The 22675-nt window shown below is 70.0% G+C and carries 20 protein-coding genes and 1 other RNA gene; 8 read left to right on the forward strand and 13 right to left on the reverse strand.

Annotation, left to right across the window (positions count from 1 at the left end; translation table 11 throughout):
* Positions 1–2: 2 nt before the first annotated feature.
* Together ACQ5SP_RS08725 and ACQ5SP_RS08730 are read right to left on the reverse strand one after the other, a co-directional pair.
* Positions 3–1919, reverse strand: coding sequence for an extracellular solute-binding protein (locus ACQ5SP_RS08725; RefSeq protein WP_430937970.1), 1917 nt, complete (start codon positions 1917–1919; stop codon positions 3–5).
* 227 nt (positions 1920–2146) lie between these two features.
* The gene (locus ACQ5SP_RS08730) at positions 2147–3193 is read right to left on the reverse strand and encodes a c-type cytochrome (RefSeq protein WP_430937971.1); all 1047 of its coding nucleotides are present in this window, start codon (positions 3191–3193) and stop codon (positions 2147–2149) included.
* Positions 3194–3354: 161 nt separating this feature from the next.
* On the opposite strand from ACQ5SP_RS08730, the gene ACQ5SP_RS08735 reads away from it, so the two are divergent.
* Entirely contained in the window at positions 3355–4188 is an 834-nt protein-coding gene (locus tag ACQ5SP_RS08735; protein WP_430937972.1) for a prephenate dehydratase, read from the forward strand.
* Here ACQ5SP_RS08735 and ACQ5SP_RS08740 read toward each other — a convergent pair.
* Together ACQ5SP_RS08740 and nudC are read right to left on the reverse strand one after the other, a co-directional pair.
* Positions 4182–4667: an SRPBCC family protein gene (locus ACQ5SP_RS08740; protein ID WP_430937973.1), complete on the reverse strand. Its 486-nt coding sequence runs from the start codon at positions 4665–4667 to the stop codon at positions 4182–4184. The genes ACQ5SP_RS08735 and ACQ5SP_RS08740 overlap by 7 nt on opposite strands.
* A 43-nt stretch (positions 4668–4710) precedes the next feature.
* The gene (gene nudC / locus ACQ5SP_RS08745) at positions 4711–5676 is read right to left on the reverse strand and encodes an NAD(+) diphosphatase (RefSeq protein WP_430937974.1); all 966 of its coding nucleotides are present in this window, start codon (positions 5674–5676) and stop codon (positions 4711–4713) included.
* 195 nt (positions 5677–5871) lie between these two features.
* On the opposite strand from nudC, the gene ACQ5SP_RS08750 reads away from it, so the two are divergent.
* The 5 genes from ACQ5SP_RS08750 to recR all read left to right on the forward strand — a co-directional run bounded on the left by ACQ5SP_RS08750 (position 5872) and on the right by recR (position 10855).
* Positions 5872–7773 (forward strand): bifunctional 2',3'-cyclic-nucleotide 2'-phosphodiesterase/3'-nucleotidase, encoded by a 1902-nt coding sequence (locus ACQ5SP_RS08750; RefSeq protein WP_430937975.1) that lies wholly within the window; start codon positions 5872–5874, stop codon positions 7771–7773.
* A gap of 53 nt (positions 7774–7826) precedes the next feature.
* Positions 7827–7923, forward strand: an RNA gene (gene ffs, locus ACQ5SP_RS08755) — signal recognition particle sRNA small type.
* A gap of 106 nt (positions 7924–8029) precedes the next feature.
* Positions 8030–9802, forward strand: coding sequence for a DNA polymerase III subunit gamma/tau (locus ACQ5SP_RS08760; RefSeq protein ID WP_430937976.1), 1773 nt, complete (start codon positions 8030–8032; stop codon positions 9800–9802).
* Positions 9803–9876: 74 nt separating this feature from the next.
* Positions 9877–10221, forward strand: coding sequence for a YbaB/EbfC family nucleoid-associated protein (locus tag ACQ5SP_RS08765; RefSeq protein WP_430937977.1), 345 nt, complete (start codon positions 9877–9879; stop codon positions 10219–10221).
* Positions 10222–10255: 34 nt separating this feature from the next.
* Positions 10256–10855, forward strand: a complete 600-nt coding sequence (gene recR, locus ACQ5SP_RS08770; RefSeq protein WP_430937978.1) for a recombination mediator RecR — start codon at positions 10256–10258, stop codon at positions 10853–10855.
* A 3-nt stretch (positions 10856–10858) separates the two neighbouring features.
* On the opposite strand, the gene ACQ5SP_RS08775 is transcribed toward recR, so the two are convergent.
* Together ACQ5SP_RS08775 and ACQ5SP_RS08780 are read right to left on the reverse strand one after the other, a co-directional pair.
* Positions 10859–11251, reverse strand: coding sequence for a hypothetical protein (locus ACQ5SP_RS08775; protein ID WP_430937979.1), 393 nt, complete (start codon positions 11249–11251; stop codon positions 10859–10861).
* A gap of 43 nt (positions 11252–11294) precedes the next feature.
* Complete coding sequence (locus tag ACQ5SP_RS08780; RefSeq protein ID WP_430937980.1) at positions 11295–12239, reverse strand: DMT family transporter; 945 nt, start codon at positions 12237–12239, stop codon at positions 11295–11297.
* A 116-nt stretch (positions 12240–12355) separates the two neighbouring features.
* On the opposite strand from ACQ5SP_RS08780, the gene hemF reads away from it, so the two are divergent.
* Positions 12356–13249, forward strand: a complete 894-nt coding sequence (gene hemF, locus ACQ5SP_RS08785) for an oxygen-dependent coproporphyrinogen oxidase (RefSeq protein WP_430937981.1) — start codon at positions 12356–12358, stop codon at positions 13247–13249.
* A gap of 18 nt (positions 13250–13267) precedes the next feature.
* Here hemF and hemE read toward each other — a convergent pair whose 3' ends face one another.
* Positions 13268–14299: a uroporphyrinogen decarboxylase gene (gene hemE / locus ACQ5SP_RS08790; protein WP_430937982.1), complete on the reverse strand. Its 1032-nt coding sequence runs from the start codon at positions 14297–14299 to the stop codon at positions 13268–13270.
* Between the two features lie 107 nt (positions 14300–14406).
* Between hemE and hemC the strand changes: the two genes are divergently transcribed.
* The gene (hemC, locus tag ACQ5SP_RS08795) at positions 14407–15354 is read left to right on the forward strand and encodes a hydroxymethylbilane synthase (protein ID WP_430937983.1); all 948 of its coding nucleotides are present in this window, start codon (positions 14407–14409) and stop codon (positions 15352–15354) included.
* Positions 15355–15489: 135 nt separating this feature from the next.
* Here the strand turns inward: hemC and ACQ5SP_RS08800 are convergent, their stop codons facing one another.
* From ACQ5SP_RS08800 to ACQ5SP_RS08825, 6 genes are all read right to left on the reverse strand, one after another.
* A complete protein-coding gene (locus ACQ5SP_RS08800; protein ID WP_430937984.1) occupies positions 15490–16926 on the reverse strand; it encodes an FAD-binding oxidoreductase in 1437 nt (478 codons plus the stop codon).
* 63 nt (positions 16927–16989) lie between these two features.
* Complete coding sequence (locus ACQ5SP_RS08805) at positions 16990–18087, reverse strand: Gfo/Idh/MocA family protein (RefSeq protein ID WP_430937985.1); 1098 nt, start codon at positions 18085–18087, stop codon at positions 16990–16992.
* A gap of 3 nt (positions 18088–18090) precedes the next feature.
* Entirely contained in the window at positions 18091–19479 is a 1389-nt protein-coding gene (locus ACQ5SP_RS08810; RefSeq protein WP_430937986.1) for an L-fucose/L-arabinose isomerase family protein, read from the reverse strand.
* Between the two features lie 2 nt (positions 19480–19481).
* On the reverse strand, positions 19482–20504 hold the full coding sequence (locus ACQ5SP_RS08815) for a tagatose 1,6-diphosphate aldolase (RefSeq protein ID WP_430937987.1): 1023 nt from the start codon (positions 20502–20504) through the stop codon (positions 19482–19484).
* Positions 20501–21382 (reverse strand): PfkB family carbohydrate kinase, encoded by an 882-nt coding sequence (locus tag ACQ5SP_RS08820; protein WP_430937988.1) that lies wholly within the window; start codon positions 21380–21382, stop codon positions 20501–20503. Before ACQ5SP_RS08820 ends, ACQ5SP_RS08815 begins: the two co-directional genes overlap by 4 nt.
* The gene (locus ACQ5SP_RS08825) at positions 21379–22659 is read right to left on the reverse strand and encodes a cytochrome-c peroxidase (protein WP_430937989.1); all 1281 of its coding nucleotides are present in this window, start codon (positions 22657–22659) and stop codon (positions 21379–21381) included. Before ACQ5SP_RS08825 ends, ACQ5SP_RS08820 begins: the two co-directional genes overlap by 4 nt.
* Positions 22660–22675: the final 16 nt, after the last annotated feature.

Genomic DNA, 22675 nt, shown 5'->3' on the forward strand with positions numbered 1-22675 from the left:
GGCTAGAGCGCCCCCTCGGCTTCGAGCTGGGCCGCCTTCTCGGCGTTCCACCACCAGAAATCCAGATTGCCGAGCGCGAAGGGCGGGATCTCTGGGTGTTCGTACATGTCGTAATAGGCGACGGTATGCACGTCCTTGAACCATTGCGGGATCCAGAACCGTTCGGCGCGGAGCACCCGGTCGAGCGCCCGGACCGCGACGCGCAGTTCGTCGCGGCTCTCGGCGGCCTTGACCTCTTCGATCAGGGCATCGACCGCCTCGGAGCAGTAGCCGGCAAGGTTGAAGATCGAGGTCTCGGCGCTTTCGCAGCCGAAATACTGCTCCAGCCCGCCACCCGGCGTCAGGGTCATGGGATAGTTGCCGATCACCATGTCGAAGTCGAAGGTTCTCTCGCGCCGGGTCATCTGCGCGTTGTCGATCCGGTTGAGCATCGCGTCGACACCGAGCCGGCGCAGGTTTTCCACGAAGGGATTGAGCACGCGGTCGAAGGTCTGGCTGTCGTTCAGCACCTCGATCTTGAGCGTCTCGCCATCGGCGTTGCGGCGCAGCCCGTCGTCGCCGACGATCCAGCCGGCCTCGTTCAGCAGGCGCGAGGCCTCGCGCAAGTTGCCCCGGTCGATCTGGCGGTCGGCCGAGGAGGACGGCGCCATCACCGCGTCTTCGGTCAGCACGCCTTCGGGCAGGGTGTCGGCCAGCGGTTCCAGCAGCGCCAGTTCCGCCTCGGAGGGCAGGCCGGTCGCGGCCATGTCACTGTTTTCCCAAAAGGAATGAATGCGCGCATAGAGCCCGTAGAACAGTGTCTTGTTCGACCATTCGAAGTTGAACATCAGCCCCAGCGCCTCGCGGACGCGGGGATCCTGGAATTTCTCGCGGCGCAGGTTCATGACGAAGGCCTGGCCGGGGGCGAGGCTGCCGTCGGGCAGTTCCCGCTTGACGACCGCGCCCTCGCGCACGGCGGGGAAGTCGTAGCCCGTCGCCCAGGAAAGCGAGGACGCCTCGTTGCGGAAGGTGTAGGTGCCGCCCTTGAACCCCTCGAAGGCCGAGTTGTAGTCGGCATAGTACTCGACCCGGATGGTCTCGAAATTGTAGCGGCCCTGGTTGATCGGCAGCGCCCAGCCCCAGTAATCGGGGTTGCGGCGATAGACCAGTGTCTGGCCGACATCGACCTCTTCGAGAACATAGGGTCCCGAGCCCACGGCCGGCGTCATGGTCGAGTCCTCGAAATCCGCGCCGCTCTGCTCGTAATAGGTCTTGGAAAAGACCGGCAACCCGCCCGCCACAAGGGGCAGGTCGCGGGTCGGGACATCCTCGGCGAAGGTGAACTTCACCCGGTGCGTGTCGAGCGCCTCGGCCGAGGCGATCTGCTTGCGGATGACGGCGCGGAAGCTGGGAAGCCCCTTGTCGCGCAGCGTCTCGAAGGAAAAGACGACGTCCTCCGCGGTGACCGGCGTGCCGTCCGAGAAGCGTGCCTCGGGACGCATGTTGAAGATCACCCAGGACCGGTCCTCGGGGTATTCGAGGCTCTCGGCCAGCAGCCCGTAGGCGGAGTCGGGCTCGTCGGCGGTCCCTTCGAGCAGCGACTCGAAGAAGATCGAGGACAACGCGCCGGCGCGGCCCTTGGTTGTGTAGGGATGCATCGAGTCGAAGGACCCGAACGCCCAGACCGACATTTCGCCGCCGACGGGCGCCTCCGGGTTCACGTAGTCGAGATGTGCGAAATCGGGGCCGTATTTCAGCTCTCCGAAGGTCGAGATGCCGTGCCGCGTCTGCACGGCCCCGCCGTCCTGTGCGCGTGCGACGCCTGCGGTCAGCAGGGCCACCGCCGCGGCGAGGGCGGTCAGGGCAGAGACACCTGCCGCCCATCTCGCACGGGATGCGCTGGCTGTTGCCGTGGCCGCGCGGGCCTTGTCCTGCCGCATGTCGTCCTCCTCCGCCATGCCGGGCCGGTGCGGGCCCGGGATCCCCGTCTACCGTAAAGAGCGCGACCGCGTCCGTTCAAGATGTGAAAGCGCGACGCCCCAATGATTTAATGCCGCGCATCCGGAAAGCAAAAGCCGAGACGCGCACATCTTGGTGACTGCGGGGCCCAGAACGAAAAGGGCCGCCCCCGCGGGGACGGCCCGTTGCCTGTCTGCGCGATCCGCGATCAGTCGCCGATCGTCTGCAGGTAGGTGATGAGGTCGGCGCGCTCCTGAAGGTCGCGGACACCGGCGAAGCTCATCTTGTTGCCCGGCGCGTAGCCGCGCGGGTTCTCGAGCCAGGCATCCATTTCCTCGGGCGTCCAGGTCCCGTCCAGCCCGGCCATCGCGTCCGAGTAGTTGAAGCCGTCGACCCCGGCGATCTCGCGGCCCATGACCCCGTAGAGATGCGGGCCGACACCGTTGGCGCCGTCGTCCAGCTTGTGGCAGGCGCGGCACTTGCGGAATGCGGCCTCGCCGGCATCGGCGTCGCCCTGGGCAAGGGCCTGCTGCAGGGGCGAGTCCGCCGCGGCGTCCGCGGCTGCCGTTTCCTCGGCCGCGGCCTCTTCCGCGGCCGCGGTCTCTTCGGCAACGGTCTCTTCGGTCACGTCCTCGGCGGCAGCGGTCTCCTCGGTCGTTTCCTCGGCGGCGGTGTCGGCGGCCGCGGTGTCGGTGGTTTCTTCCTCCGCCGGCATCGCAGAGGCATCCTCTGCGGCCGCGGGCGGGGTGTAGCCGGGCGACTGGTCGACCAGGTAGGCCACCAGGTTGGCGCGCTCTTCCATGTCGCGCAGACCCGCGAAGGTCATCTTGTTGCCCGGGGCGTAGGACTTGGGATTCTCGAGCCAGGCGTCCATTTCCGCCGGCGTCCATTCGCGGTCGGACAGGCTGGCCAGCGCATCCGAGTAGTTGAAGCCGTCGACCGCGGCGATCTGGCGCCCCATCACACCGTCGAGATGCGGGCCGGTGCCATCGGTCCCGTCAAGCGCGTGGCAGGCACGGCACTTGCCCCAGGACCGCTCACCGTCGGCGGCGCTGGCGCTCGCGAAGAGCTCCTGGAAGGTCGGGCCCTGCTCTTCCTCTGCGCCCGCGGCGTCGTCCTCGCCGGTGTCGATGACATAGGCGGCGTGTTCGTCGTCACCGTGTCCGCCGCTGGTGTGATACAGCGTCTCCGCCGCCCAGTTTCCGAGCATGAACACCAGCAGCGCCCCGCAGAAGCCGCCGACGAGTTTCGTCATTGTCATTGTGTCGAACATGGTCCGGTCCGTTTCTTCTCGTGCGTGGTCTGGAACCACATATCCCGTTCACGCGGGGATGTATATGCTTCCACACGCCTCTGGCAAGGTGTAGAAGGCGCGACCAAACGCCCGGAACCAAGAAGACGAGGCATTTTCGCCGCATGACCAAGAAGATCGCATTCCAGGGAGAGCCCGGCGCCTATTCGCACCAGGCCTGCCACGATGCGCGGCCCGACATGGAGGCCGTGCCCTGCAAGACTTTCGAGGACGTGATCGACACGGTGCGCGACGGCGCGGCCGACCTTGCCATGCTGCCCGTCGAGAACACGACCTACGGGCGCGTCGCCGACATCCACCGCCTGCTTCCGGACTCTGGCCTGCACATCGTCGACGAGGCGTTCGTCCGGGTGCATATCAACCTGCTCGCCCTGCCGGGAACCAGGCTGGAGCAGGTCGAGACCGCGATCAGCCACACGGTGCTGCTCGGCCAGTGCCACGACTTCCTGCGCCGCCACGGCATCCATCGCGTCACGGGCGCGGACACGGCCGGCTCGGCCAAGCTGGTGGCCGAGCACGGCGACCGGACCCAGGCGGCGCTGGCCTCGGAACTGGCCGGCGAGATCTACGGGCTCGACGTCCTCGCGCGCCATATCGAGGATCAGTCGAACAACACCACGCGCTTTCTCATCATGGCACGTGCGCCCGATTTCAGCCGCCGCGGCAGCGACGGGATGATGACCTCCTTCGTGTTCCGCGTGCGCAACATTCCCGCCGCGCTCTACAAGGCGATGGGCGGGTTCGCGACGAACGGCGTCAACATGACCAAGCTGGAAAGCTACATGGTCGGCGGGAGCTTCCTCGCCACGCAGTTCTACGCCGATATCGAGGGACATCCCGAAGACCCGCCCGTCGCCCGCGCGCTCGAAGAGCTGGATTACTTCACCTCGGACGTGAAGGTGCTGGGGGTCTACCCGGCCGATCCCCGCCGTCACTGACCCCGGGCGTCCCGCGCGGCGGCGGCGAAACGATCCTCCAGTTCGAAGGCGTAGTTGCGCGCGCGCCGCTTGAAGCGCCGCTTGAGCGTGCCCTTGGCCAGCCGCGCCGACTGGATCGCCAGCCGCGCGGCGACCGTGCGCGGCTTGATGTCGAGATCGAGCGCCAGCCGGGTCAGGTCCGGCGCCAGCGCGATGAGGTCCACCGAGAACCGTGCCGCGATTCCGTCCGAGGTGGCCGAGAACTGCAGCAGCTCGGGCGGGCTGTAATCCGTCATCTCGATGAGCAGCCGGCGCTGCCGATTGCGCAGGACGATCCGCGCCTCCCAGAGCTGGCCCACCGTGGGCCGTTCGAGCCTGTCGAGCCGCAGGACCTCGGCGCCCCGCTGACGCGCCGCCTGCTCGAAGGCGTCGAAGTCGGACAGCTGCCCGAAGACGAAGTCCGCCGGGGCGCGGATATCCTCCTTGGTGGTGAAGCGCATCTGCTCGTGCCCTCGTACTCGTTACACGCCACGCAGCCTGCGCCTAGCCGAGCCGGTCGGCAAGCCAGGCGGACAGGAGGAACTCGGCGATCGCGCCCTTGCGTGGCGGCGCCACACCGGGATGGGCGCCGGAGACGGCGTCGAGCGTCTCTTCGCGGGTGAGCCAGAGCGCGTGCTCGATCTCCGTTTCGTCGATGGCGATCTCGGTCGTTTCGGCCCGGCCGTGGCAGCCGATCATCAGCGACGACGGGTAGGGCCAGGGTTGGCAGGCCAGGTAGTCGACGCGCCCGACCCGGATGGCCGTTTCCTCGGCGACCTCGCGGCGGACGGCGGCCTCGATCGTCTCGCCGGGCTCCATGAACCCGGCCAGCAGCGAATACATCCGTTCCGGCCAGTGCGGGGACCGGCCGAGCAGCACCGAATTGCCCCGGGTGATCAGCATGATGACCACGGGATCGGTCCGCGGGAAATGATGGCCGCCGCAGGCCGGGCAGACCCGTTGCCAGCCGGACTGCGCGCTTTCGGATTCCGCCCCGCAGCGCGAACAGAACCGGTGCGAGCGATGCCAGGCGAAAAGCCCGCGCGATGTCGCGGCGAGTTCCGCGTCCTCGGCCGACAGCCGCGTCATCGCCCCGCGCAGTTCCGCGAAGGTCCAGTCACGCGGCAGCGCGGGGTGGTGCTGTTCGGTCGGGTCGAAAAACGCGCGCAGCTGATCCTCGTCGGCGTCGGCCGGTTCCCAGCGCGAGATGTCGAAAGCGAAACGCGCTTGCCCGGCCGCGTCACGGCCGAGAAAGACCGGGGCGTCGCCGGCCTCGGCGAAGACCGGGTGATCGGGCGCCAGCCAGCCGAGCGCGGCATTCTCGGCACCCGCGATCAGCGGCTTTCCACGCCAGAGCGCCAGCGCCAGCGTGCCCGGAGCCGCCAGCAGATCCGCCGCCGCGCCGCCGCGCAGATGGCCCGCCCTGTCGAACCCGGCGCCGCCGAAGGTCACCTCTTCCGATATTCGCATCCCGCGCCCTCCTGTCGCTTGCTTAAGCCGGGCCGCCCCCGGGCGCAATCACCGGCCCGGCACGGACGGGGCCGGTCTCGAGGTCCCGCGAGGCTGACGTCACGTCCGTTCCAAATCCGCATGACGTATGCGGTGCCGATGGATAACTTTTTCGGAACAATCCGGCGAATCAGCCGTCGCGGCCTCTGCGCCGGGATGACGGCGGAGGTCAGCGTCATCGGACGTCACCCTTTCACGGCACGCGCGGCGGCAGACCAGGCGCATCTTCGCGTCATGGCGACCACGGATCTTCATGCGCATGTCTGTCCCTATGACTACTGCGCGGACAGGCCCGTCGATACGGCGGGCCTTGCCCGGACGGCGACCCATGTCCGCAACCTGCGCGCGGCGGCGCCGAATGCGGTGTTGCTCGACAACGGGGATTTTCTTCAGGGCACGGCGCTGGGCGACTACGCCGCCGAGGTGCGGGCGGTCACGGACGCGGCACCGCACCCGGTCGTCGCGGCCATGAACGCGCTCGGCGTAGATGCGGCAACGCTGGGCAATCACGATTTGAACTACGGGCTCGGTTTCCTGCAGGACGCGCTGGCCGGGGCCGGGTTCCCGGTCGTGACCGCGAACCTCGCCGGGATCCCGGGCGTGCGGCCCTATGTTCTTCTGGACCGGATGCTGACCGACGGGGCCGGGCAGACCCACCCGATCCGGATCGGGGTCATCGGGTTCGTGCCGCCGCAGGTCGTGAAATGGGATCGACGGCATCTCGAGGGGCGGGTCACGGTCCGCGACATCGTCGACACGGCGCGGGCACGGGTGCCCGAGATGAAAGCGCGCGGCGCGGATATCGTGATCGCGCTCTGCCACGCGGGTATAGGCGCGGACGCCCATGCCGCGGGGATGGAAAACGCCGCCGTGCCCCTGGCGGCCGTCCCGGGTATCGATGCGCTTGTCGCCGGCCACCAGCATTTGCGCTTTCCCGGACCGGATTTTCAGCCCACCGGCCGGGTGGATCCCGCGCGCGGCACCCTGCATGGCAAGCCGGCCGTGATGGCCGGCAGCGCGGGCAGCGATCTCGGTGTGATCGAGTTGATGCTGGCACGCCGCGGGGCGGGCTGGGCGGTCGTGGGTCACGACGCGGTGCTCCGCCCGATCGCGAAGACCGGCGCCGCCGCCCGGCCGGTGCCGCAGGTCGAGAGCGACCCGGCCGTCATGGCGGCCGTCGCCCGGGATCACGCGGCAACGCTGGCCCATGTCCGCCGCCCGGTGGGCCGCACGACCGTGCCGCTGCACAGCTACTTCGCGCTGCTGGCCGATGCGCCGGCGGTCCAGCTCGTCGCCGAGGCGCAGCGCGCCTTCGTCGCCCGCGCGCTGAGGGGCACGGCCCATGAGGACCTGCCGATCCTGTCGGCGGCCTCGCCCGGCAAGGCCGGCGGGCGTGGCGGGCCCGATCACTATACCCATGTGCCCGCCGGGCAGATCGCCCGCCGTCACGTTGCCGATCTTTATCCCTTCCCGAACACGGTGCGGGCCGTGCGCGTGACCGGTGCGGGCATCGCGGCCTGGCTCGAACGCGCGGCCGGGGTGTTCAACCGCGTCCTGCCGGGGACGGCCGACGCGCAACTGCTCGCCCCGGATGCGCCGTCCTACAATTTCGACGTGATCCACGGCCTGCGCTACAGGATCGATCTGTCGCAGCCCGCGAGATACGACCATGACGGGGTGCTGGTGAACCCGGCGGCGTCCAGGATCGCCGATCTGTCCTTCGGCGGCGTGCCGGTGGATCCCCGGCAGGCCTTCATCGTCGCCACCAACAGCTATCGCGCCGGCGGCGGGGGCAACTTCCCGGGCCTCGCCGACGCCGAGGTGATCCTCGCGGCACCGGAGACCAACCGCGACATCCTCCAGCGTTTCATCGCCGGGCAGGCCAGCATCGCGCCGGTGGCCACGGGAGCATGGGGCTTCGTGCCGATGCCGGGGACGACGGTTCTGTTCGACAGCGGGCCCGGCGCGGGCGCCTATCTCGACGATCTTGGCGCGGTGCGGATTGCGCCTGCAGGGACCACGCCCGCGGGCTTCGCACGGTTTCGCGTCACCCTGTGACCTTGGTGCCGCGCGGCTTGCGAATCCGCCGATGCGCCCTTATATCGGCGGGCGAGAGGTTGGCGCGGGCGGACGCCTCGCCAACCCGGTCAGGTCCGGAAGGAAGCAGCCGTAACGAGTCCCGTTCGGGTCGCTGTCCAACCTCTCACCCTTTCCCAGCAGGCGCGTCACCGGCCCGTCGCAGGCGTTACGCATGGGCGGTGGACGGCGCGAGGCCCCGGGCTTAAGTTCAAACCGTCTCGAATCCGGAGCCTTCATGCAGGACGCGCCCGACAGCGGTTATCAGGTTCTCGCCCGCAAGTACCGCCCGGCGACCTTTGCCGACCTGGTCGGCCAGGACGCGATGGTGCGCACGCTCAAGAACGCGTTCGCGGCCGACCGGATCGCCCATGCCTTCATCATGACCGGCGTGCGCGGGGTCGGGAAGACCACCACGGCGCGGATCATCGCCAAGGGGCTGAACTGCACCGGGGCGGATGGCAGCGGCGGGCCCACGACCGATCCCTGCGGCCAGTGCGAGCATTGCCGCGCCATCTCCGAGGGGCGCCACGTCGACGTGATGGAAATGGACGCGGCGTCCAATACCTCGGTCAACGACATCCGCGAGATCATCGACAGCGTGCATTACCGTGCGGCCTCGGCGCGCTACAAGATCTACATCATCGACGAGGTTCACATGCTGTCGAACAGCGCGTTCAACGCGCTGCTGAAGACGCTCGAGGAGCCGCCGGAACATGTGAAGTTCATCTTCGCCACAACCGAGATCCGCAAGGTGCCGGTCACGGTGCTGAGCCGCTGCCAGCGGTTCGACCTGCGCCGGATAGAGCCGGAGGTGATGATCGCCCATCTGGACTCCATCGCCGCCAAGGAAAACGCCGAGATCGCCGGGGACGCGCTGGCGCTGATCACCCGCGCGGCCGAGGGGTCGGTGCGCGACGCCATGAGCCTGATGGACCAGGCGATCAGCCACGGCGCCGGCGAGACCACCGCCGAACAGGTTCGCGCGATGCTGGGGCTGGCGGACCGGGGCCGGGTTCTGGACCTGTTCGACGCGATCATGAAGGGCGACGCGTCCGGCGCGCTGTCCGAGTTGTCGGCGCAATATGCGGACGGTGCCGATCCGCAGGCGGTGCTCCGCGACCTCGCGGAGATCGCCCACTGGCTGAGCGTCGTGAAGATCACCCCCGACTCGCTCGAGGATCCCACGATAGGGCCCGAGGAACGCGCGCGCGGCAGGGCCATGGCCGAGGCGCTGCCGATGCGGGCGCTGACGCGCACCTGGCAGATGCTTCTGAAGGCGCTGGAGGAACTGGCCCAGGCGCCCAACGCCATGATGGCCGCCGAGATGGCGGTCATTCGCCTGACCCATGTGGCCGAACTGCCGAGCCCCGAGGATCTCGTGCGCAAGCTGCAGGACACCCCGCCACCCCCGGGGCCGGCGGGGGGCGGTGGCGGCGCGCCCGCCGGTGGCCCGGTCGCCGGCGGGGCCGCGCCGGTGGCCCGGGGCGGCGGTGGCGCCGGGGCGCCGCGCGCGCAGGGTGGTCACGGGGCAGCGGCGACGGCCCGCGCGGTCGCGCCGCAGGACGCGCTGGCCCGCTACCACGATTTCGAGCAGGTGGTGGACCTGGTCCGGAGCCAGCGCGACGTCAAGCTCCTGGTCGAAGTCGAGACCGGGCTCCGGCTGGTGAAATACAGCCCGGGCCGGATCGAGTTCGCCCCGACCCCCGACGCGCCGACCGACCTGGCGGCGCGGCTCGCGCAGCGGCTGCAGCACTGGACCGGTGCTCGCTGGGCCGTGACCGTGGTGAATGCCGAGGGGGCACCGACCATCGCCGAGACCCGCGATGCGGCGCGCGACGATCTGCACGCCCAGGTCAGGACCCACCCGCTGGTCGCCGCGGCGCTGGCGGCCTTCCCGGGGGCCGAGATCCGCGACGTCCGCCTGCCGGAGGCCGGGGCCGAGGCCGAGACCGGCGTCACCGAGGCGCCCGAGGAGCCGGACGACGACTGGGACCCGTTCGAGGAATAGGGCGGGCGGCACAGACTTGTGCGAACGCCCCGGCGGACGTATCTACCATCAGGACCCCGACAGAGGAGAGCGAGATGTTCAAGGGACTGGGCCAGCTCGGCGACATGGCCAAGGTGATGCAGCAGGCGCAGGAGATGCAGTCGCGCATGGCCGAGGTGCAGGAAAGCCTGGATCGCATCGAGGTCACGGGCGAATCCGGCACCGGCCTGGTCAAGGCGACCGCCACGGCCAAGGGCGAGCTGAAGGCGCTCGACATCGATCCGTCGATCTTCAGCCCCGACGACAAGGAAGTGGTGGAGGACCTGATCCTCGCCGCGGTGAAGGACGCGCAGGCCAAGGCCGCCGAACGCAGCCAGCAGGAAATGGCCAAGGTCACCGAGGGCCTGAACCTGCCCGAGGGCATGAAACTGCCGTTCTGATCCCCGCGCGGGATCGGACCGGCAGGGGGCGCGCATGGGCGACGACACCACCGAGATCGAGGCGCTGATCGAGCTGATGGCCCGGCTGCCGGGGCTCGGGCCCCGCTCGGCGCGGCGCGCTGTGCTGCACATGATCAAGAAGCGCGGCCTGTTGATGGGCCCGCTGGCCGAGGCGATGGCCGATGTCGCCGCCCATGCCCGCGAGTGCAGCGTCTGCGGCAATGTGGGCACGGACGATATCTGCGGTGTCTGTCGCGCCGAGAACCGCGCCAACGGCCAGATCTGCGTGGTCGAGGACGTGGCCGATCTCTGGGCGATGGAACGGGGCGGCGTCTTCGGCGGCCGTTACCACGTGCTGGGCGGCGTGCTCTCGGCGCTCGATGCGGTGGGCCCCGAGGATCTGCGCATCCCGCGCCTGCTGGAACGTGTCGCCGAGGAAAGGGTCGAGGAGATCATCCTCGCGCTCAATGCGACCGTCGATGGCCAGACCACCGCGCATTACATCGCGGACCGGCTCGAGGGCACGGGCGTGACGGTCACCTCTCTCGCCCAGGGCGTGCCGGTGGGCGGCGAGCTTGACTATCTCGACGACGGCACGATCTCGGCCGCGCTCAAGGCGCGCAAGAGCTTCTGACGGTCAGTTCGCGGGATAGGCCGCGCGGCAGCGCCGGATCTCGGCTGCCGCCGCGGCGGCGAGATCCCGGCGTTTCTCTTCCAGGTCGGCAAGCTTGCGCCGCTCGGCCTGCATGTCGATCGCGACGGGCTTCTCGCGCAGCCGGAAGTCGGTCTGCCGGCACCAGACCAGCCCGGAACCGTCCTCGTCGACATCGCCGCGCGCGCACCAGGTGAAGTAACTGTAGGGCACGCGTTCCTCCTCGATCGCGTAGCCGCGCGCGATGTTGGCCTCGGTCTCGGCGATCAGCCCCTCGACCGTGCGCAACTCGCGCGTGGCCTGGGTGACGCATCGCTCCAGTGGCGTGGCACAGGCGGCCAGCACCAGCAGCAGGGACAGCAGGGCGAAACGGGTCATAGGGCACCTCCGCGCCGAGCATAGCAGGATTCGCCCTGCCCGATCATGTCTTCGCGGCCCGGGCGAGCTGCGCCTCGCGCCGCGCGATGTAGAGCGTGGCCGCCACGATCACCGCCGCACCGGCCAGGGTCGGCCCGTCCGGGACCTCGCCCCAGAAGACGTAGCCGGCCACCCCGAGCAAGACGAGCCTGAGATAGGTGATCGGGGCCAGGACCGCCGCCTCGGCGTATCGGTAGGCCAGCAGATCCGCGACACCGCGCCCGAAGGCGGTGACCACCAGCACCGCGGCGACGGCCCAGCCGAAACCGCTCGTGGGCAGGCCCAGCACCGGCCAGGCCAGCGGCAGCGACACGATCACCGTCACCACGACGGACGAGAAATAGGCCGCGAGCCAGCCATCCGCCTTGACCAGTCCCCGCGACATGGTCAGCGCCACCGCGAAACAGGCCGAGGACGCGAGCCCGGCCAGCATGGCGGGATGAAAGACGCCGAAGCCGGGCCGAAGGATGATGACCGCGCCCAGGAAACCCGCGGCCACGGCCGCGACCCGGCGCGGCCCGACGCGTTCGCCTTGGAAGATGCCGGCCAGAACGGTGGCGAAGATCGGCGCGGTGAAGAACAGCACGCTCGCCGTGGCGATCGGGATGCTCGCCAGCGTGTAGAAGCCGAAATGGGTGGCAAACCCGATCATCGCGCCGCGGATCAGGTGCAGCCAGGGCCGCGAAAGCCCCATCTGCCGGCGCAGCGGCGTGTTCGGGATCAGGGGCATGCCCACCAGCACCGCCAGCACCGCCGCGCGAAACAGGACGATCATGCGGCTGTCCATGTCGCCGGCCAGGGCCCGGACCGACAGCGACATCGCGCTGGCCATCACCACCGAGAACAGGATCCAGAGTATGCCGCGCAGGTTCTCGTGCCCGTGCCGGTCGGCGGCGGGCACCGGGCCCGCGGGTGGGCCGGAGGGGGTCGGGACGGGGTGGGTCGCCATATCCCCTGCTTCCGCCGAAGCGCCCGCGCCGTCAAGTGCCTATGCGATCACGCAGGTGCTGGCGGGCGCGCCGCCGGTCTGCTACTCGGAAGATCGGCCGAGAGACGGAGACGCCCATGACCGACGAGAATTTCGACGACCGCAAGGCCCGCGCCAGCGCCTGGTTCAGGACGCTTCGCGACGACATCGTCGCCGCCTTCGAGCGTCTGGAGGATACCCAGGCGACCGGACCCTTCGCCCAGGCGCCGGCCGGCCGCTTCGAGGTGACCGAGACGACCCGCACCTCCGACGACGGATCGGATGCAGGCGGCGGGCTGATGAGCGTGATGCGCGGCGGGCGGGTCTTCGAAAAGGTCGGCGTCAACGTCTCGACCGTCTACGGAACCCTGGGCGAGAAGGCGCAGGCGGCCATGGCGGCGCGCGGCGTGCCCGGCATGGAAAGCGATCCGCGTTTCTGGGCCAGCGGCATCAGCCTGGTGGCCCACATGCAGAACCCGCACACGCCGGCGGTGCACATGAACACGCGCATGTTCTGGACGCCCGGCGCGTGGTGGTTCGGCGGCGGCTCGGATCTCAACCCGTGCATCGAGTATGCCGAGGATACCGCCGCCTTTCACGCCGTGCTCAAGGCGCACTGCGACCGCCATCACCCGGAATACTATCCGCGCTTCAAGGCCTGGGCGGACGAGTATTTCTTCATCAGGCACCGCAAGCGTGCCCGGGGCGTCGGCGGCATCTTCTTCGACGATCTGAACACCGGCGACTGGGAGGCCGATTTCGCCTTCACCCAGGAGGCCGGCCGCGCCTTCCTGCCGGCCTTCCTGCCGATCACCGAGAAACGGCGCGACACCTCCTGGAACGCGGCGGAGCGCGAGGCGCAACTCGCCTACCGTGGGCTCTATGCCGAGTACAACCTCGTCTACGACCGGGGCACCAAGTTCGGTCTGGAGACCGGACATGACCCCGATGCCGTGCTGATGAGCCTGCCGCCGATCGCGAAGTGGCCGTGACAAGGGTTTCGCGGCGGCTCAGCCGCGAATCGCTTCCAGCATGATGTCGACATTGGCCGGGTCCGCCTGCGGCGTGATCCCGTGGCCGAGGTTGAAGACATGCGGCCCGCCGGAGAAGGCACCGACGATGCGCCTGGTCTCGTCGATCAGGCGCTGCCCGCCCTCGACCAGCAGCTGCGGGTCGAGATTGCCCTGCACGCAGCTCTGGGGCTGCAGCACCTCCGCGGCCCAGGCCGCGTCCACCGCGGTGTCGAGCGCGACGCAATCCGCACCGGTGGCCCGGGCGAAGCCGTCATAGCGGGGGCCGGCCTCGCGCGGGAAGGTGATGACGGGCAGGTCGGGATGCGCGGCCTTCAGCGCGGCGATGATCTTCTTCGCCGGTTCCAGCGCGAAACGGTCGAAATCCGCGCCCTTGAGCGAGCCGGCCCAGCTGTCGAAGAGCTTCACCACCTCGGCGCCGGCCGCGACCTGCGCCAGAAGGTAGCCCGTCGTGGCCTCCGTCAGAAGATCGATGAGATGGCCGAAGGTCTCGGGGTCGGTGTCCTTGAGCCGGTGCGCCGGCCCCTGGTCGGGCGTGCCGCGGCCGGCGATCATGTAGGTCGCCACCGTCCAGGGCGCCCCCGCGAACCCGATGAGCGGCACCTCCGCCGGCAGTTCGCGGCGCAGGATGCGCACGGTCTCGTAGATCGGCGACAGGGTCTCGTGAATCGCCTCCGCCGGTTTCAGCGCGGCGAAATCGGCGGCGCCGGTGACGGTGGACAGCCGCGGCCCCTCGCCGGTCACGAACCAGAGATCCGCCCCGAGCGCCTGCGGCACCAGCAGGATGTCGGCGAAGAGGATCGAGGCGTCGAAGCCGTAGCGCCGGATCGGCTGGAGCGTCACCTCGGCGGCCAGCTCGGGCGTGTAGCAGAGCGACAGGAAGTCGCCGGCCTGGGCCCGCGTGGCGCGGTATTCGGGCAGGTAGCGCCCGGCCTGTCGCATCATCCAGACGGGCGGAACCTGCAGCGTCTCGCCCCGGAGCGCGCGCATCAGCAATCTGTCGTCGGCCATGGATCCTCCCGTCTGTCACTCCTGCGAGACATTCCGCGCCCGCGCGCGGATGTCAATGCGTCAGCACGACCGTTGCCCTGCCGCGGCCGCCCGGCTAGGAAAGCGTCATGAGCATCGAGATCCCGACCCCCGACCGACCGCTGAAGATCGGCACCCGCGGCTCGCCGCTGGCGCTGGCCCAGGCCTACGAGACCCGCGCGCGCCTGATGGCCGCCCATGGCGCCGAGGAGTCCGCCTTCGAGGTCGTGGTCATCAAGACCACCGGCGACCGGGTCCAGGACCGCCCGCTGAAGGAGATCGGCGGCAAGGGGCTCTTCACCAAGGAAATCGAGGAGGCGATGCTAAGCGGCGAGATCGACATCGCGGTCCACTCGATGAAGGACATGCCGGTCGCGCAGCCCGGCGGGCTCGTGCTCGACTGCTACCTGCCGCGCGAGGATCCGCGCGACGCCTTCGTGTCGCCCCATATCGACAGCATCTTCGACCTCGCCGCGGGCGACGTGGTGGGCACCTCCAGCCTGCGGCGGCGCGCGCAGATGCTGCACCGCCGCCCCGATCTCGAGGTGGTGGAGTTCCGCGGCAACGTGCAGACGCGCCTCCGCAAGCTCGAGGACGGCGTGGCGCGCTGTACCTTCCTCGCCATGGCTGGCCTGAACCGGCTCGGCATGGCCGAGGTGGCCCGCGGCCCGGTGCCCGACACGGAAATGCTGCCGGCGATCGCGCAGGGGGCCATCGGGATCGAACGGCGCGCCGACGACCATCGGATGGCCGCCCTGCTGGCGCCGATCCACGACGCCGCGACCGCGGAGCGGCTCGCGGCAGAGCGGGCCTTCCTGGCAGAGCTCGACGGCTCCTGCGAAACGCCCATCGCCGGGCTGGCCGAGGTGACCGACGGAACGCTGCGACTGCGCGGCGAGATCCTGCGCCCCGACGGCTCCGAGGCGCATGCCGACGAGATCAGCGGCCCGGTCGCGGAGGGTACGGCCATGGGGCGGGAGCTTGCCCGGTCGCTGCTGGGCCGCGCCGGTCCGGGCTTTCTCGACTGGCTGTCCTGAGGCCGCTTCGCGGCGATTCGATGTCTCCGACGGGGATATTTCCGCCACTTGGAGACGGCATGCCTGCCTTCCAAGTGGGCCAAATATCCTCGCGCGGAGCGCGAAATACCGGCCCGAAGGGCCGAACCCCGGCCGTCAGGGCAGGACCTTGCCCGGGTTCATGATGCCCTTGGGATCGAGCGCGGCCTTGATCGCGCGCATCACCTCCAGCGCGGCCGGATCCTTGCGCCGCGCCATGGTGCCGCGCTTGGTGTGGCCGATCCCGTGCTCGGCCGAGAAGGTGCCGCCGAGATCCTGCACCGCGTCCTCCACCGTCTCGACCACCCGTTCGTAGAGCGCCGGATCCCCGGGCGTGGCGCAGCGGTCCAGCCAGACGCAGTAATGCAGGTTGCCGTCGCCGAGATGGCCGACGGTGATGTCCTCTGCACCGGGGGCGATTCCCGGCAGCGTTTCGGCCATGCGGTCGAGAAAGGGTTCCACCTTGTCGAGCGGCAGCGCGATATCGTTGTTCACCACCGGCCGGCGCATCACCGAGACCTCGTAGGCGGCTTCGCGCCGGGCCCATATCTCGCGGCGCTGGGCCTCGGTCTGGGCGATGACGGCGTCGGACAGCTGGCCGGCCTCCAGCATCTCGCCGAGCGCGTCCTCCAGCACCGCCGTGACGGGCAGGCGCCCGTCGGGGCCGGGCGCCGCATCGCGGGGCGCGGTGGCCCCGATCTCGACCAGGACGTTGATCGGATGCGTTTCCCCGAAGACCGGCCGGGTATCCGGGAAGCGTTCGGCAAGGGCGTCCATGTAGGCCCCGGGCATGTATTCGAACGCCTCCACCGCGCCGCCCGTGGTCGCCTGCAGGCGGTTCAGCAGGTCAAGCGCCGCTGAAAGCCGCGGCACGGCCAGCATCGCGGTCGCGTAGGCGCGGGGCGCGGGCGCCAGTTTCAGCACCGCCGCCGTGATGACGCCGAGCGTGCCTTCGGCGCCGATATAGAGATCCTTCAGGTCGTAGCCGGTGTTGTCCTTGTGAAGCTCGGTCATCAGGTCCATCACGCGCCCGTCGGGGGTGACGACCTCGACCCCGAGGGTCAGCGCCCGCGTGTTGCCGTATCGCAGCACGTTCGACCCGCCGGCATTGGTCGCCAGGTTACCGCCGATCGTGCAACTGCCGCGCGCCCCGAAGACCAGCGGGAAGATCAGGCCGTGATCCGCCACCGCCCGGTGCAGGGTCTCGAGCACCACGCCGGCCTCGACGATGGCGAGGCGTGCCCCCGGGCGGATCTCGCGGATGCGGGAAAGTCGTTCGAGCGAGAGCAGGATCGCGCCCTGCTCCGCGCCGGCCCAGGCGCCGCCCGAGACCCCGGTATTGCCGCCGAGCGGCACCACCGGCGTGCCCGTCTCGTGGGCCAGCCGCATGACGGCGGCGACCTGGGCCGTGTCGGCGGGCCGGACGACGGCGCGCGCCTGGCTCCGGTAGGTGCCGGTCGCATCTTCCTCGTATGGCGCGCGGGCGTCCGCGTCGGTCAGAACATGGGCCGCGCCGACGATCTCGGCCAGGGGTTGGAGCAGCGTGTCGGGCATCGGGCCTCCGTGTCGCGAAGACCGGCATGCTAGCGCCGCCGGCGCCGAGCGCAACCGCCCCTCTCAGAGCCCCTCGCGCAGGTCGATCGCCGCGCCCGTGCGCGCCGACAGTTCGGCGGCCTCGCCCACCCGGACCGACCACAGCCCGTCGCGGAGCGTGACCTCGGGCGTGCCGCGGCCGGTGCGGACCAGGTCGAAGAACCGGCGGTGCTGGTGATAGGTCGACCCGTGATGGTCGCCCGCGCCCAGGATGCGCGGGTCTTCCTCCACCTGTTCGATCTGCTCGGCCTTGGTGGTGCGGTCGGAAATCACGACCTGGCTGGGCCGCTGGACGCCGCCGGGGGCAAAGCGCGCCGGACCGGGCACACAGGCATCCACGCGGGCGCGCGGCCCGGTGACCGAGATCACCTCCTGCCAGGCGCTGCCCTCGGCGAACATGCAGAGATCCAGCATCCCGCGCGTTCCGCTGGCAAAATCGACGATGACATAGGCGTTGTCGATGATGTCGGGCGCCTGGCCGTCATAGACCTCGTCGACATGGTTCACGTCCATCGCCCCCGAGGCGTAGACCCGCACCGGGTCGTCCTGCATCGCCAGCCGCATCAGGTCCCAGAAATGGCAGCATTTCTCGACCAGCGTGCCGCCCGTGCGGCGGTTGAACCGGTTCCAGTCGCCGACCTTGGGCAGGAACGGAAAGCGGTGCTCGCGGATCGAGATCATCCGCGGGGGGCCGGCCGTGCCGGCGGCAAGCTCGGCCAGCAGGCGCTGGACCGGCGCCATGTAACGGTATTCCATCGCCACCCATACCGGCGCCGCGCGGTCGTCGGCCCGTCGCAGGATCTCCCGGCAGTCGAAGCTGGTCGTGGCAAGCGGCTTCTCGCAGAGGATGGGTTTGCCGGTGGCCAGCACGTCCAGCATCACGTCGTGATGGGTGTCGTTGGGCGTGGCGATCACATAGGCGTCGCAGAGATCCGCCGAGAGCAGCTCGCGGTGGTCGGTGAAGGCCCGTGCCCCGCCGCCGGCCAGCGCGAGACTGTCGCGGCGCATCGCCGCGTCCGGTTCGGCCAAGGCGGCGATCGAGGCGCCCTCGATCAGGGCGAGGTTGCGGATGTGCTCCTGGCCCATCATGCCGGCGCCGATCAGCCCGTAGCGTATCGTCATCGATCAGAGCTCCATCACCGGCAGATGCATGGCCCCGGCGACGTCGCGCAGCGCCTGGCGATGGTCGCCATAGGCGAGCGCCACGTGATGCTCCAGCCCCGAGGCGATCACGTCGGCCAGGACCTGGCCAGCCGGATTGTCGAAGCGCACCACGCCGGACGTGCCGGTGAAGGCCATGGGGCGTTTCAGAATCTCGCCCGCGGCGATGACCATCTTGGGCTGGCCAAAGGCCTGGCTGATGCGCAGGAAGGTCACCCGGCCGGGTTTCAGCGGGAACTCGTAGAGCAGCGGCATCCGCCGGTTGGTGTGCACCGTCGCGGTCGCCGCGACGTCGGGATCCCGCATCGAGATGGGCGCCTGGCCGCAATGCCAGACAACGCCGGTGCCGTCCGCGGTGTCGATGTCCACGAGATCTGCGAGGAAGACCGGGTCCTGCGCTGTTTCCTGCAATACCAGCTGGGTCAGCGCGCCGTAGACGTCGGCCTCGCAGGCGCAGGGAACGCGCGCCTCGCCCATCATCGCCACCGGCCCGCATACCGCGCCGCCATACTCGGTGAAGGTCTCGGGCCAGCAGCGGATCGCGAAGGCGTCGTAGTCGCCTTGCGCGCGAAGCCCGTCGAGCGCCGTCTTGAGCCGGAGCGACCGGGTCAACTCTGCCTGGTCGACGGACTCGAGGTCCGTCATCTGGGCTTCGGCCGCGGCGCGGACGGCGGCCTCGGCGCCTTCGGGCAGGGCGCGGGCGTCGTCGAACAGCCGCTCGAGCGGGATCTCGTCGACGCTCACCCCGGCGAGGCGTTCGATCTCGTCGGGATCGTAGGCGCAGGTGGTGAAGCCGTCGGGGTGCGCCCCGATCCGGGCGATGCGGCGCGTGGCGATCCGGTCGGCGATGTCCTCGGCCTCGGGCGTGGTGCGCATGGCGTTGCCGTGCGGGCGCATCCGCCCCGAAGGCCGGTGGCCGGCAAGCATCGACTCGAGATCGGCCGCGACATCGCCCGCGGGATCGGCGAAGAGCCAGCCGAAGCCGCGCTCGGCCCGGCCGAGCGCGTGGCTCGCCAGGTTTAGGCCGCAAAAGGCGTTGAGCCTGAGACGCCCGCCCAGCCGGGGCTCGGGCACCGCCCAGAGCGAGAGCGGCGTATCGGGAAAGGCATGCGCGGCGGCCACCGTCATCGAGGCATCGGTGAAGGTCACCTGCAGGATCAGCAGCTGATCGATGCCGGCGGCCTGCAGATCGGCGATTGCGGCCTCGGTCGTCCCGGCGTCGAAGAGCAGGGTTCGGGGGCCGGCGATCTCGTGGCCCGTCGCGTCGAGCGCGGCGCACATGGCGGCGAGCTTTTCCTCTGCGAAGGGGACGTCGAAGGTGGGCCGGCCGAGTGGAAGAAGTCCGAGTTTCAAGATCACATCTCTGCATATTGGTGGCGGAAAGAGGCGTCGGCGGGCCGGAAACCGGCCTCGCCGCCGAATACGGGGTGCGCGTTCCAAGGGGTGGCCTGCGCATCGGCCAGCGCGCCGATCTCGTCGAGATAGGCGACCGCGCCGCCGGACAGGCCCTGGCGGATGGCGTCCCAGTCGGGATAGGCGCGGAAGGCGTCGAGCCAGATCGCACGCCCCGCGAGGAAGCCCGAGGCGCCGGCGCGGAAGGCGTGTTCGAGGATCCGGCGGAACTCTGCCTGGCCGGCCCCGGCCGACAGCATCACCCAGGGCCGGCCCGCGAGCCGGCCCATCTCGTCGAAGGCATCCTGCACCCCGGCCGACCCGTCGGCCGCCGCGGCGGCGACAGGGCTTTCCAGCTTGAAGACGTCGACGCCGTAGTCGGGCTTGGCGAATTCCGCGACCGAGGCGAGCACGTGATCCGTGTTCTTGCCCTGCATCTCGACATAGTCCCTGGTCTGGTCGGCGTCCGCGGCCAGCGGGTAGACGAGCAATTCGAACAGGAAGGGAATGTCGAAGCGCGCGCAGGCCGCGCCCACGCGCTTGACGTAATCCTGCTGGGCGCGGCAGACCTCGGGCGTGGCGTCGGGGCGGTACCACGCCAGCACCTTCACCGCGTCGCCGCCCATCCGCTTGATCTTGTTCACGCTCCAGTCGTCGATGCTGTCCGACAGCCGCCCGCCGGGTGTCTCCTCGAAGACGGAGTCCTCCAGCGTGACGACCAGGCCCTTCTCGGGCGACATCACGTCGATGGCGTGCGGGATGGCGAAATGCGGATCGAGCAGCAGGGCGGTGCTGCCCGGCTGCAGGGTTTCGATCAGCAGCCGCTTGAACCGCGCGACCTCGTCCCAGGGCGCCTCCGCCACGTCGAGCGCCTGCGCGATGGGCCCCTTGATCGGCGGGCGCTGATCCACGGCGGTCATCTTGAAGATCCCTTTGGCGTCGGCCATGCGGCGCATGCCCCAGAGCTTGCCGGGCGTCAGGTTCATCTGTCCGTCTCCTTCAGAAATTTCTCGACCTCGGCGCGGTCGGGCGTGCCTGCCCGGCCGCCGGGCCGCGTGCATTTGAGCGCCGCCGCCGCGGCGGCGAAGCGGATCGCGTCCGCGCGGGCCGCGCCCTCGGCCAGGCGGAGCGTGAAAGCCCCGTGCCAGACGTCGCCGGCCCCGAGCGTGTCGACGGCTTCCACGGCGAAGGACGGGGCGTGGGCGATGGCGCCCCGCGCGACCCAGAAACAGCCCGCGGCGCCGTCGGTCACGGCGACCCAGCCGGGTAGCCGGGCGGCCGCGGCGTGCAGGCCGTCCTCGATCGAGTCGAGCCCGGTGAAACCGGAGAGGCCCTGGCGCGAGAAGACGACGTGGCTTGCATTCTCCGCGAGCGGGGCGTCGATCGGCGGTTCGGCGTCGAGGATGCCGGGGATCCCGGCCGCGCGGGCCAAGTCGAGCGCGGCTGCCGCGCCCTCGACCCATCTTGTGTCGGCCAGCACCGCGTCGAGCCGGGGCAGGCGCCAGGCATCGGGCGGCCCCGGCGGGTCACCGCGCAGGTTCACGATCTGCCGCTCGCCGGCCGGGTCCACCATGACCGCCGAGTAGGAAGACCGGCTGCCGGTCCGGCGGGCGATGTTGGACGTCTCGACGCCCTCGGCGGCGAGCCCGTCCATGATCAATGCACCGATCTCGTCATCGCCGACGCAGGCCGCGAGATGTGCCCGCCCGCCCAGCCGTGCCACCGCGACCGCGGCATTGGCGGCGCAGCCGCCGCCGGCGATGCGTCCGCCCGTGGCCCGGTATTTGCGCGCCGCGTCGGGGATCGCGTCCACGTCGAAAATGAGGTCGAGCACGGCCTGGCCGGCGATGAGGATACGGGTCATGGTCCGTCCACCGCCAGTCCGGAGGGCACGGAGTCCGGCACGCCGAGCCGTCCCTCCACGCTTTCGGTGCCGGTCAGGGCGTGGAGGAAGGCGACAAGGTCTTCGATCTCGGCCCCGGTCAACGGGGGCAGGTCAATATCGACGCGGGCGCGGTGCCGGGCGCGTTCCAGCCGGTCCTGCGTCACCACGAAATCGGTTGCGGCCAGCCAGGGTGCCGCGGGCAGGCGCGCCATGTCGCCTTGCCAGTCGTCGAGGCTGCCCAGCGGGTCGAGATGATGGCGAATGATGCCCTCGAGCGTCGGGAAGGCCCCGTTATGCCCGTAGGGCGCGGTCAGCGCCACGTTCCGGAGCGACGGGGTCCGAAAGCGGTAGGCGTCCTCGAGCCGGTCGCTTTCGGCCATGCGCCCCACGTCGCGGGCATAAGGGTCGAAGCGGCGCGTGCGGCCGGGGCCGAATTGCGGCAGCGCCAGCGCATGGAAGCGGTGATCCGTCAGGAGCGGCCCGGAATGACAGGTCGCGCAAAGCGCCTTGCCATAGAACAGGTCCAGCCCCCGCCGCTGGGCCGGGTCCAGCGCGCCCCGGTCGCCGGCCAGATAGGCGTCGAACGGCGCGTCGTGCGAGCGGTACTCGGTCCCCTGGAAGGCCGCGAGGGCGTTGGCGACATGGACGATGGTGACGTCCTCGGGGCTGTCGACATCGTCGAAGGCCGCGACGAACATGCGCCCGTATTCGGGGATCGTCCGGACCCGCTTGGCGACATAGGGCCAGACGTAATCGATCCGGTCATGGGCGGCCCCGGCGATCTGGTTTTCCTTCGGGTTGCCGGCCATCTCGAACTGCGCGGCCAGCGGCAGGAGGGCCTGCGCGGCGAGGATCGTTTCCAGCCCCGGGGGCAGCCATTCCTCGGCCGGGGAATTATAGCCGTTGCCGTAGATGTCCGAGACCTCGAGCCGGCCGTCATGGAACAGCACGTCGATATCCTTGTGCCCGAGGTTCCAGAGTGCGGACGCGTTGCGCGGGATGCGCTTGCGAATGCGGTCCTCACCCGTGCCGGCCCGCCGCTCCGGCCCGAGGCCCGTGCCGCCCTCGCCGATGCCCAGCGACAGCCCGTCCGAGGTGCCGTGATCGGGGTGGTGGCAGGTCGCGCAGGCGATGTTGCGGTTGCCCGAAAGGATCTTGTCGTGGAAGAGCAGTTGACCGATCCGGGCCTTCTCTGCGTCAAATGCGTGGAAATCGTCGTCGGTCAAAGGGGCCGGCAGGTCGGCCGCGCCGGCCATCCCCGCGACGCAGGAC

Origin of the sequence: Rhodovulum sp. YNF3179 (assembly GCF_050586465.1) — a bacterium.
GTDB lineage: Bacteria > Pseudomonadota > Alphaproteobacteria > Rhodobacterales > Rhodobacteraceae > CAJXYS01.